General features: G+C 62.3%; 10 protein-coding genes, 1 tRNA gene and 2 pseudogenes. 4 read left to right on the top strand and 9 right to left on the bottom strand.

Annotation, left to right across the window (positions count from 1 at the left end):
* The 3 genes from NTW26_07975 to NTW26_07965 all read left to right on the top strand — a co-directional run.
* On the top strand, positions 1–211 hold a 211-nt coding region (locus NTW26_07975), incomplete at its 5' end, for a hypothetical protein (protein MCX7022189.1).
* 67 nt (positions 212–278) lie between these two features.
* On the top strand, positions 279–926 hold the full coding sequence (locus NTW26_07970; protein MCX7022188.1) for a fimbrillin family protein: 648 nt from the start codon (positions 279–281) through the stop codon (positions 924–926).
* Positions 927–937: 11 nt separating this feature from the next.
* Entirely contained in the window at positions 938–1,690 is a 753-nt protein-coding gene (locus tag NTW26_07965; protein ID MCX7022187.1) for a tetratricopeptide repeat protein, read from the top strand.
* A 257-nt stretch (positions 1,691–1,947) separates the two neighbouring features.
* On the opposite strand, the gene NTW26_07960 is transcribed toward NTW26_07965, so the two are convergent.
* From NTW26_07960 to NTW26_07920, 9 genes and pseudogenes are all read right to left on the bottom strand, one after another.
* Entirely contained in the window at positions 1,948–2,253 is a 306-nt protein-coding gene (locus NTW26_07960; protein MCX7022186.1) for a hypothetical protein, read from the bottom strand.
* Positions 2,254–2,372: 119 nt separating this feature from the next.
* The gene (locus NTW26_07955) at positions 2,373–3,851 is read right to left on the bottom strand and encodes an efflux RND transporter permease subunit (GenBank protein MCX7022185.1); all 1,479 of its coding nucleotides are present in this window, start codon (positions 3,849–3,851) and stop codon (positions 2,373–2,375) included.
* Positions 3,852–3,906: 55 nt separating this feature from the next.
* Positions 3,907–5,460, bottom strand: a pseudogene (locus NTW26_07950) (efflux RND transporter permease subunit).
* A pseudogene (locus NTW26_07945) lies at positions 5,457–6,395 on the bottom strand (efflux RND transporter periplasmic adaptor subunit). Before NTW26_07945 ends, NTW26_07950 begins: the two co-directional pseudogenes overlap by 4 nt.
* A 269-nt stretch (positions 6,396–6,664) precedes the next feature.
* Entirely contained in the window at positions 6,665–7,957 is a 1,293-nt protein-coding gene (locus tag NTW26_07940) for a TolC family protein (protein ID MCX7022184.1), read from the bottom strand.
* Positions 7,958–7,961: 4 nt separating this feature from the next.
* A complete protein-coding gene (locus NTW26_07935; GenBank protein ID MCX7022183.1) occupies positions 7,962–8,573 on the bottom strand; it encodes a PadR family transcriptional regulator in 612 nt (203 codons plus the stop codon).
* 675 nt (positions 8,574–9,248) lie between these two features.
* Positions 9,249–9,325, bottom strand: a tRNA-Pro gene (locus tag NTW26_07930).
* Between the two features lie 101 nt (positions 9,326–9,426).
* Positions 9,427–9,894: a small multi-drug export protein gene (locus tag NTW26_07925; protein ID MCX7022182.1), complete on the bottom strand. Its 468-nt coding sequence runs from the start codon at positions 9,892–9,894 to the stop codon at positions 9,427–9,429.
* 13 nt (positions 9,895–9,907) lie between these two features.
* Entirely contained in the window at positions 9,908–10,621 is a 714-nt protein-coding gene (locus tag NTW26_07920) for a lysophospholipid acyltransferase family protein (GenBank protein ID MCX7022181.1), read from the bottom strand.
* A gap of 121 nt (positions 10,622–10,742) precedes the next feature.
* Here NTW26_07920 and NTW26_07915 point away from each other — a divergent pair, with 121 nt between their 5' ends.
* Positions 10,743–11,249, top strand: coding sequence for a cyclic nucleotide-binding domain-containing protein (locus NTW26_07915; GenBank protein ID MCX7022180.1), 507 nt, complete (start codon positions 10,743–10,745; stop codon positions 11,247–11,249).
* Positions 11,250–11,304: the final 55 nt, after the last annotated feature.

Raw genomic sequence — 11,304 nt, 5'->3', positions numbered from 1 at the left:
CGTCAACGCCGCCGGGGCCCCCGAGCCGTATCTCCACGATTGCGAGCACTGCCTGGTTTACAATGAATCGCTGGGGAGAATCTGCCTCGTGGGACTGAGGGACGCCGTGGTCGTAGCCACCCCGGATACGCTCTTGGTCTTCCCCGCCGGGCGCTCCCCTGAGGTCCGGGCGCTATCGGAGCGTTTCGACCCACCGGAGAAAGGCCCTTGATGGAAACGCTTTTCTGCGGTAATCTTACCCGGGAAATCCCGCCCGAGATGCCGGAGTGGAGCGGCGGATGAAAGACCTTATCGGACGGATCGCGGCCACCCTGGCGCTTATGGTCCTCCTGGGCGGAACGGGGTGCGTGAAGGAGACGGAACCCCCGGTGACCACCGTCACTTCGCGGCCCGTCGAGCTAGCCGCGACCCCGGAGGTCACCGCCACCACGGACCGGGTGATCACCGATTTCGAGAATATGGACGGCTGGGGCTTCTCCAGCTACCCCGTCGAGGTGGACGGCTACCTCACGCAGAGTTACGACGATGAGCCCAGCCACGACGGTGACAGCGCGGCGAAGCTCGTGTACGATTTCTCGAAGGCCGGCGACGTCACGGCGGCGGCCTACGCGCAGACGGCCCATCTGCTCCCGCTGAACTGGGACAGCCTCAGCCTCTGGGTGTACGGCGACGGGTCCGGGCACTGGCTGCGGGCCGAGTTCGTGGACTCGACGGGGGAGAAGTTCGTCGGCAATCTGGTCTCCAGAGTGGACTGGAAGGACTCCTGGTGCCTATGCACGCTGAACCAGTCCGACCTGGTGGGCCTGCGCGACGAGAAGGCCCTCCGTCACCCACCCCTGGCGCTGACCCGTATCTATCTGGTCGTTCTGCCCACCGGGGAGCACGACACCGGCGAGATATACTTCGATACCTTGACCCTGAAGTGAAAAAGGCGAAGATGAAACGCTCGACGACGGTACTGGCTCTGATAGTCGTGCTTCTATCCCCCTTCCTGGTCGGGTTCGACCTCTTCAAGACCATTGCCGCCGAGGAGGCCATGAAGGAGGGGAAGGAGCTCTACGAGGCCGGCGATTACGAGAAGGCGGAGGTCAAGTTCAAGGAGGCGGCGCTGGATCTGCCCAAGCTGGCCGATCCCTTCTATTGGATCGGGCGGACCTTCGAAGCCCGGGGAGACACGGTCAAGGCGGCCAAGTACTACGACGCCGCCCTGGACCGCGACCCGTCCCACTTCGACGCCCTGAACGCCGCGGCGGGCCTGGCCACATCCGAGGCGCGTTGGCCCGAGGCCCACGGCTACCTCCGCCGGATGGCCGACCTCAACCCCACCGACCCGGTGATCCGGGCCAACTTGGGCTATGTGCAGCTGGTCCTGAAGGTTTACGATTCCGCCGAGACGAGTTTCCGGGAGGCCATCCGCCTGGGCGGCGAATTGGCGCGGGCTTACGACGGGCTTGGTCTGGCCCTCGACGCCCGCGGCGCGCCCGTTGAGGCGGAAGAGGCCTTCAAGAACGCCGTAGAGAACGACCCGGCGCGCATCGAGGCTTACGTCCACCTCGGCCTTCTCTACGAGAAGAGGGGGATGACCGATGAGGCCGCCGCCGCCTACACCCAGGCCCTGCGCGTGAAGACCACCGGTCCCCTCGCCGAGATAGCCAAGAAGAGGCTTGACGCCCTGGGCGTCATCTATTGATGCCCCGGCCGCGGGTTTGAGCCCGGGCGGGTTGCCCGGTCGGCACTAATAACGCCGAGGCACGTTACACCGAATGTAGGGCGGGGACTTCAGTCCCCGCCGCGTTTATAGAAGGTGGCCCTTGCCCTCGGCCCCGGAACCTGAGGGCCTTCCCCAGGGAGAGCGCCTCTCGCCCCGGCCCGGAGCTCTATCTCCCCTCGCGGATGCCGCCGGTACAAAAAAAGGCCCAGGGGCCTTTATTCGCGGGTTGGGAAACCTCAGCTTTTCCCCTTCTTTCGCGCGAGCACGACGCGAAAGCTGCAGTTGGAGCAGGTGTACTCCACGGCGTTTATCTTTTCGTTCTCGGCCTCGCGGATTTTCGGGTTCGACGCGCCGCAGACGGGGCAGGCGCGCAGGGCGAGATCCTCGGCGGTGTGCGCGGGGCGGAACTTGGCCCACTCGAACCGCGTCCCGCACTTGGCGCAGTGGGTGACGACCATGCTCACATCGTCGTTGACGGTGACCACTTCCACCGTGGCGCCGAATTTGCCGCATTTGGGGCAGTAGGTTCCCTGCTCACCCATCGCGTACCCCCTATCCGAATGCGATTATACCACACCGAGCGTGATGGCTGCGGTGTGTAAAGGGGCGGCTCGGGGCCGCCCCGTAGGACGAGTCCTCGCTCCGGTTGAAGGAGCCCTTACTACAGGACGCCCTCCGGGGGCACGTAGTTCTTGAAGAGCTTCTTCTTCACCTTGATCTTCCACTCCTCGATCCAGTCATAAATCGTGGGGATGACGATCAGGGTAAGGATCGTCGCCACTGAGAGGCCGAAGATGAAGCACCAGCCGAGCGGCGCCCACTGGGGATCGGACAACGCCAGCGGGATCATCCCCCCGATGGTGGTGATGGCGGTCAGCATGATCGGCGCCAGCCGGATCTTACCGGCATCCACGATCGCCTCCCGCATCCGCATCCCTTCCGCCCGCCGGATGTTGATGAAGTCCACCAGGATGATGGCCCCGTTGACCGCCACCCCCGCCAGGCCCACCAGCGCCACGAAGGACACAATCGTGAAGGAACTGCCGGTGATGGCCAGTCCGGCGATGGCCCCCACGGTGGAAAGGACGATGGTGGCCATCACCGTGAGGGTTTGGGCGAAGCTGTGGAATTGGAGGGTCAGGATGAGGAAGATCAGGAGCAGCGCCAGAACGAAGGCGATGCCCAGGCTGCTGAAGCTCTCGGCGATGAACTGGGAGCTCCCCTCATAGTCAATGCGATAGCCGGTGGGCAGCACAATGTTTCCCTCGACATAGTCCTTGACCGCGAGGGTTGTTTCCACCGGGCTGTAACCGGCGAGCATGTCGGCCTCGACCGTCACCGCCCGTTCACCGTTGTAATGCTTGATGCTGCCGATGCCTTCCGCCGGGGAGACCTTGGCGACGTCGCCCACCATGACCAGGGACCCGGCGGAGTTGCTGACGAAGAGTGTCTCCAGATCGCTGGTGGTGCGCAGATAGTCGTCGGGCAGCTTGACGGTGATGTCGTATTCCTTGTCGCCGACGCGATACTCGGCGGCCGTGGAGCCGGTGACAAGGGTTCGCAACCCCATTCCCAGGTTGTAGGAGCTGAATCCAAGCAGATTGGCCTCTTCGCGGCGGATACGCGCTTGAAGCTCCGGGGTTCCTTGGGCGATATCATCATGGGGATCCTTCACGCCGGGCTGTCCCTCGAGGAAAGCGACGATCTGCCCGGAGATCTCCCGCTGCACATCGAGGTCGTCGCCGTAAATCTTGATGTTGACGGCCGAACCGGTCGGCGGACCGCCTTGGGTCTCGGAGTACGAGATATCCACCCCGGGGATCTGCGCCAGGGAGGGCCGCAACGAATCCCGGATCTCGCTGGCGGTGCGTTCGCGGTCATCGCTTGGAACCAGATCAACAGTGACCTCGCCCTCGTTGGTGTTGGTGAAGCCGAAGAAGCTGGCGGCGCGGCCCCCGGAGCTGCCCGAGGTGGCGACGTAACGCTCCATCTCTGGGATCTCTCCTGTGACGATCCGCTCCACCTCGCGCACCTTGGTGTCGGTGACCTCCAAGGGGGTGCCCAGCGGTGTCTGGAGGCTGACGGTCAGGGAATCCACGTCCCCCGGCGGAAAGAGCTCCACCTTGATCAATCCCAGCATGGGCAGCGATACGGCGGCCAGGAACCACGACGATCGGAATGAAACTCATGAACTGGCCAATCATTCCGGTCATCAGCAGGATGGGCATGAAGGCGAAAACCGTCGTCAGGGTCGAGGTGAACACCGGATAGGCCACCTCGGCCGTGGCATTGATGGCCGCCGTTTTGCGGTCGGAACCCTCCCCCATGTGACGGTAGGTGTTTTGGGTGACGACAATGGCGTTGTCCACCACCATCCCCACCACCAGGATCAGAGCCGAGATGACCATGTTGTTGAGCGTCATCCCGCTGAAATAGACAACGGCGATGGCGATTAAAAGCGAGAGGGGGATGGAGGTGGAGACGATCAACGCCGAGCGGGTGCCCATGAAAAGGAACAGCACGATCAGGACCCGGATAATCCCCTGGACGATGTTCCCGCTCAGCGTGTCCAGGCTGTCAGTAACCTCGTCGGTTTCGTCGGATACGATCCGCAGCATCAAGCCGGGCGGCAGGGCAGCGACCTTGGTTGTATCAATCTCGGCCTGGGCCACCTGGTCCTTGACCTCGCCGCGGGTAACGAGAATCTCCTTGCCTTCGTCATCGCGAACCGGCAGGGTGTATTCATCGCTGGAAGCGAAATAGAATGCCCGTATTTCGAAGGGATTAAGCTCCACCTCCCGCCCGTCGCCCAGCGTAACGGTCATGGGGTCCTGGGGGATACCCAGCATGGCCTTGATCGCCTCGGAGGTGTCGATTATGTTGGCGCCGGTGCGGCGCTTGATATAGATTGTCACCGAGTCCTGACCGTCAATCCGCGAATTGGTGGTCACTTTCGGCGGGCCGTCCACGATGTCGGCGACCTCGTCCAGCCGGACATTGGTGCCGCTGGATCCGGTGACGATGATTTCGCCCATCTGGGACGGATCTTCGAATTCCCCAATAGACCGCAGGAGGTAGTTCTGGTTGCCCAGCTCCACTGTACCGCCGGGAACGTCCAGGTGCTGTGTCTGAATGGCGGTGATCACCTGGGTCGGGGAGACCTGATACTCGGCCAGCTTGGCCGGTTTGAGCAGGATCTGGATTTCCCTGGTCTGACCGCCGCTGACCGAGGTATCCAGCACCCCGGCCACTTTCTTCAGATCGTCCGCCAGGTCTTCTGCAACCTGACGGAGCTCGATGGGCTCCATATCCGCGGAGAGGGAGAGGGTCATCATCGGCATGTCGGAGACGCTTAGTTCCGAAACCTCAGGTGTTCCACAATCCTCAGGCAGATCCGGGGCCACCTTGTCCACTCGTTCGCGGACCTTGTTGATCGAATCCTCCAGGTCGGCCTCGGCGGTAAAGGTTACTCGAATGAAGGCCAAGCCTTCCGAAATGTCCGAGCGGGTCTGGTCAAGATCGGGCAGGTCCACCATCGCGTCTTCGATCTTCTGCGCGACGAGGGTCTCCATCACCTCGGGAGTGGCGCCGGGATAGACGACGACGATGAAGGCCACCGGGATCTGGATGTCGGGATTCCCTTCCTTAGGGATGACCGACACGGCAAACAGACCCGCCATGGTGACGAACAGCAGGATCAGGAAGGAGATGCGTGGGTTGTTGAGGAGCCAGCGGATGATGGATTTCACCGGGACACCTCCTGCGGCGCAGTCTCCGCCGCCGGGGTCTCGACGGCCGGAGTCGTACCTGCCGCGGGCGCGGCCTCTTCCGCGGAAACTTCCCGTTCCGGTATGGTGACGAGGGTGCCGTCCTCCAGGAACTGCTGCCCCTCAACGACGTACTCCTCTCCCGGTTTCAAACCTTCCAGGATGACCACCCGTTCGCCCACCGTCGGACCGAGGGTCACCGGACGCCGCTCCACCCGCAGATGAACCTCGGCGGCGGTTCCGTCTGGTTTCCCATTCGTGGTGTAGGCGGCGACCTCCTCGGTGACCTCATGGATCACGTACACATAATCCACACCCCGGAGCTTGACAGCGGCGTTCAGGGGGATGGTCAGCACGTCGCCCAGATCCTTTATCGGCAGACGGACGTGGGCCACCATCCCGCTTTTCAGGCGTCCGTCGGTGTTTTCCAGTCGCACCTCCACCGGGAAGGCGTGGGTGCGGGAATCGGCCTTGATCCCGATGCTGTAGACGACCCCCTTGAACGTCTCGTCGGGGTAGGCGTCCACGGTGACCTCGACCTCGCTCGAGGGGAGCACGGTGCCGATGTCCTCCTCGTTGACGCCGATGGACACCTTCATGGGGTCGGTCTTGACGATTTCGAAGACCTGATAGTTGGGTCCGACCATGGAGCCGATGTCGAAGTTGCGCACGGCGACGACCCCGGCGATGGGGGCCCGGATGGTCGTCTCGCCCGCCGTGTCCGCAGCGCGGTAATAGCCGGCCTGTAAGGCGTCGTAGTTTATCTTCGCCGCCTCGTAGCCGTTGGAGATGTTCTCCCACTGGGACGCGGAGATGGAACCGGTGTCGTGGAGCGGCTCATAACGGTTGTAGTTGTCCTCGGCCTGTTTGAGCTGGAGCTTGGCCGCCTCGAACTGCCCCCTGGCCGCCTCCGAGGAGAGCCAGTAGCTGGTTGGCGCCCCGCTATCTCCGGGGCGACCAGGGCCTCCATCTCCCCCCGGATGACCCCGGCCAGGTCCCGCTCGATGGTCTTGTGAGAGGAGGCTACGACCTCGCTCGACACGGTGTAACTCTGCTCAGGGCTCGCCGTCTGCTTCCCGCCGCAGGCCGCGAGCAATAAAAACGGGAGCGCAATGGCGATGGGTGTAAGGTGACGCATCATTACCTTCCGGGAACGGTGACGCGGTTGGCGCGTGGTAAGAAAAGCTCAGGGTTCGATCGCGCCCATGAGCGAGGCCAGGTTTTCCCGGGCCACGAGGTAGTCGTAGCGCGCGGAAACCTCACCCAGGCGGGCCAGGAGATAGGCCAGGTTGATGTCCAGGTAATCGGTCTCCACGTTGGACACCAGCCCCTGGGTGACCATCTGCTCCATGAGGTCCAGTGCGCCGCCCGCGGCCTCGAGCTGCTTGGTGGAGACGCCGATCTGGGCGACCTTCTCCATCAGCCCCAGGTAGGTGGATTCGACGCCGGTGAGGATGGTCTGCTCGGTCAACTGGATTTCCAGGCGGGTCTTGCGCTCTTCGGCCCGGGCTTGAGCGACGTCGGCCAGGCGCTGGGTGGAGTCGAATAGGTCCAGGCTGGCCGAGACGCCGATTGTCCAGTAGTCTTTGTCCTCGGAGAACGCGAAGTCGTCGCCCTGCACCCAGCCGTAGGCCGCCTGGAGGTTGATTTTCGGCCAGAAGGCGCTGGCCGCCAACCCGAATTGCCCCTCGGCCAGGCGTTCGCTCTTGCGCACGGCCGCCAGACCGGGGTTGTTCTCCCGGGCGCAGGCGAGGGCCTCGTCCAATGAGAAGGCCGGCCCGGTCGGCTCGCCGACCTCCACGGGGGCGAGGATGACCTCCCGGTCCAGCTCGACGCCGATAACGTCGGCCAGGTTGACCCGGGTGAGCCGGACGATGTTCTCCGTGGCGATGACCTCACTCTCCGCCGCCGCAAGCTCCGCCTCCGACCTCAAGAGGTCCACCTTGGAGGCGAGCCCCACGTCGAGGTTGGTCTGGGTAATCTGGACGTGGTGGGTCAGGTTCTCCTGATTTTTCCGCTGGACGGCAAGGAGCTCCTCGGCGCGCAGGGAATCGAGGTAGGCCTGTTTGACCGCGAGAATGGCGGCCTGACGGGCGGCGACGAGCTGGAGCTCGGCCATCTCCTCCCCGGCCGCGGCCATGACCTTGCCCCAGTAGACGGCGCCGCCGTTGAAGATCGGCTGCTGCAAGGTCAGGCTGGTGCCGAAGCTCTCCGACTCGGTGTCACCGTAGTAGCTGTCCGAGGAGTAATAGCCGTCGTACTTGTTGTAGGTGACGGTCCCTGAGATATGGGGCAGGAAGCCAGTCCAGGCCAACCAATTGGCGGCCTCGGCGGCGTTCTCGGCCTCCGCGGCGATGCGGATGTCGAGGTTGTTGTCCAAGGCCAGCCGGACGGCCTCGTCCATGTCCAGCGTCGTCAGCGGTTCAGCCGTCGCCGCCAGAGGAATCCAAAGCAGCAGGTAGAGAATCGGTGCACGCATGCAATCAATCTCCCGGATGGTCTTTGATGATGCCCTGTTTGGCCGCCACCTCGCCCCACTGTTGCCAGGGGTACGTCTCGAGCTCCCGGTATAATTTGCGCAACCAGAGGTGCATGTGCTCGACGTTGTCGCCCCAGAGCTTCAACAGAGCCCGGCTGGTGGGGAAGGGGTAACGCTCGGCGAGGTTGCGTGTTTGGACTCTGTAGTGCTCCTCCATCTCCACCATCCTCTGTTGCAACCGCCGAAGGGCCTCGAGGGCCATCTCCTTGGGGAGAACGTGGATGAAGGCGATGCCGATCATGTGGCGGTGCGGTTCCGGTTCGCCCCGGGAGCTGAGCATGCTGAAGAGCTGTTCCTCGAGGACGGCCCGGCCCGCCGGGGTCAAGGAGTAGACCTTGCGCATGGGGTACTTGCCCTCTTTGTGGTACTTGAAGGTCACGTACCCCATTTTTTCGAGCTTGTTCAACAGGTAGTAGATGGAGGAGATGGCGACCTTCCCCCAGTGGTTGATCCCGCGGTTTTTTATCTCTGAGTCTATCTCATAGCCGTAGCGCGGAGATTCCGCCAGGAGACCGAGAACAGCTATTTCAGTATAGGGTGAGTTACCGTTTGTCATGGCCGCCGCATGTTGAAGAGGAATTTTTTTATCTGTTAGAATTTAAAATATATAAAAATAAACTGTTCAACTTTCAACTAACGCAGACTAGTATAAATGGTTTATCCCGCATTTTCAAGTAAATTTTCGAAAGGTAGGGGGTGCCGTATAACGGCTGACGGCGGACTTGTGGCTAATAAAAAAAGAACTGGTCCAGCTCTATAGTCCGGGGTTCCGCTCATCTTCACCTTAGACTCCCGGTGTGAGGAGCGGGTTTCGAGATCGGTGAACCGGGATAAATTTGAACGTCCCGTCCTTTTCATTTACGCAGAGCAAGGGGCGTGCCGTCGTGCGCACGGGTGGTTAGAATGGGTGTATCTTATTGGTATAAGAGTGTTTTTCAGGTCAAGCCGTGATTTGTGTATCCCCTTCGAGACCGGATGAGCGCAGGTTTTCCTTCCCCCGGGAGAAGTACGAACGGGTTCCTTTGCCGCATTCTTCAGTTAAGGTGTTTTAAATCAAGTGATTGCCGTCTGCATGAAAACCTGAATTATTCCTGATCGAACCGGTCCACTTTCCACAACTCCGCGCCGATTCCACCCTCTCGGTTCTTAAAACGGAACCGATTTTTCAGATGATGACGCGAAAAGAATCCCCCCGCAAAAAGAGGTCCCCCATGGGAAACCTCTTGAAAGGTGGTCGGGGCGAGAGGATTTGAACCTCCGACCCCCTAGTCCCGAACCAGGTGCGCTACCAGACTGCGCTACGCCCCGACCGGAGCAAAATATTCCGACCGCGGCCGGCGGCCGGGTCGTTGAAGCGTGGGTATTGTACCGCTACGCACCGCCTTTTTCAACCCCGGCTCAGATCCGTATCAGCCGATGAAAATGTCGGCCGTGCCGATGACGCCGTAGTAGGCCAGGCTGACGATGACCCCGGCGAGGAGCACTCCGCCGATGATCGCCGGGAAGGCGTATCGGTTTTGGATGCCGAAGATGAAGGCCGCCGCGGCGCCCGTCCAGGCTCCGGTGAGGGGCAGCGGAATGGCCACGAATAAAAGCAGACCCAGGGCCTCGTACTTCTCCACGAGGGTCCCCCGGCGTCGGGTTCGGGCGAAGATCCATGAGAAGAAGCGGTCGGCCCAGCCCCATTTCTTACGCAACCAGCCGCTGGCCGGCTCCAGCCACAGGAGCAGGGGGATGATCGGCACGAGGTTGCCGATGACCGCGGCGGTGTAAGCCTCCCACCAGGGTAGCCCGTGCGCCAATCCCCAGGGCAGGCCCCCGCGGAGCTCCACAATGGGAGCCATCGAGATGAAGAAGGTCTGGAGCCAGGGAGACAACGCGTCCTCCGCGTTAGCTGATGCTCCACTTTTCGCCGGGTGGCGGGCGGTCCGGTTTGTCGTCGGTGACGAATGTGCCGTAGGGCTCGGGTGGGAGCCCCTGCTCCCGGAGGCACCAGTTGCGCATCCGGGCAATCTCGCGCATCACCCGCCCGCTGGCGGCCTCGTACCACGCCTGTTTGTCGCATTCCCCGGGCGGGGGCTCGATGATTATCGGCGGCGCGATGTAGGCCCGAACACGGGGCGGCTTTCCCTTGAAAACATCGGTCAGGGCGTCGTGGCTGCCTTGGATGTAAATGGGTAGGACCGGCGCGCCGGTTCGGCTGGCGATGAGCCCCACGCCGGGGTGGGGCCGGCCGAGACCGTCCCGGCGGATCCGCGTCCCCTCGGGAAAAATCATCAGCGCCCGATTCTCGCGTAAAAGCTTCAGGGAAAGCTTGACCGCCCCCACCTCCGAATCCGTCTTCAGGGGGAAAGCGCCCAGGTTGCGGATCAGCCAGCCGAAGAAGAACGGCTCGAAGAGGAAGGCCTTGGCCATAAAAGTTACGGGTCTGGTCACCGCAACCGCGGCCACGGCGGGGTCAACGAAGCTGGAGTGGGTGGCGGCGACGATGAGCGGCCCTTTTTTGGGGACGAAACCGCACCCCAGGATACGGAGCCGCAGGAGCGCGTGGCACGCTATCCGGGCGAGAAACAGAATGAAGGCGTAAAAGAGCCTCTGCAGCATGACGGGCCCTGGTGGCGGTCAATGGATTGAGATGATAGGACGCCTCCCGGCGCGAGGTCAAGGGGTGCCAAAGGCCGCTCTTTCTGGTATGATTCCTTCGCTTAAACCCGCGGGGGATTCCATGAATGCCATAGACGCCCTGAAAAAGTTCCAGTTCTTTGAATCCATGGAGGAGGGTGAGCTCCGCTTACTGTCCGAGCACCTCGAGCGCGAGCGGTTCACCGCCGGCCAGCGCATCGTCGAGGAAAACATGGCCGGCAAGGGGCTGTACATGATCGTCGAGGGCGAGGTCCGGGTGATCAAGGACCGGCCCGAAGCCGACAACCTCATCCTGGCCGTGCTGCGGCCCGGCGACTTCTTCGGCGAGATGAGCCTCTTCGACGGCGGGCCCCACTCGGCACCCGTCGTGGCCGGTTCCGACACCGAGCTTTTAATCCTGGAGCGTGACAACTTCCTGAGGCTCATGGAGACCGACCCCATCGCGTCACTGAAGATCACCGTGCGGGTGGTCAAGGTCCTCTCCTTCCGCCTGCGCACCGCCAACGAGAAGCTCCTCGCCGCCTCGCCCAAGGACGTCAAGCCGCTCTTCGGATACTTCTCCGAATACGACGAGTCCGCCGGCATCTGACGGGCTCCCGTCGTTTCGTTTTTCAAAAGCAACACCAACCCATTGGAGCAGCCCA

The sequence above is a fragment of the bacterium genome, from assembly GCA_026398675.1.
Lineage (GTDB): Bacteria > RBG-13-66-14 > RBG-13-66-14 > RBG-13-66-14 > RBG-13-66-14 > RBG-13-66-14.
This window is presented reverse-complemented; position numbering and strand designations above follow the sequence as displayed.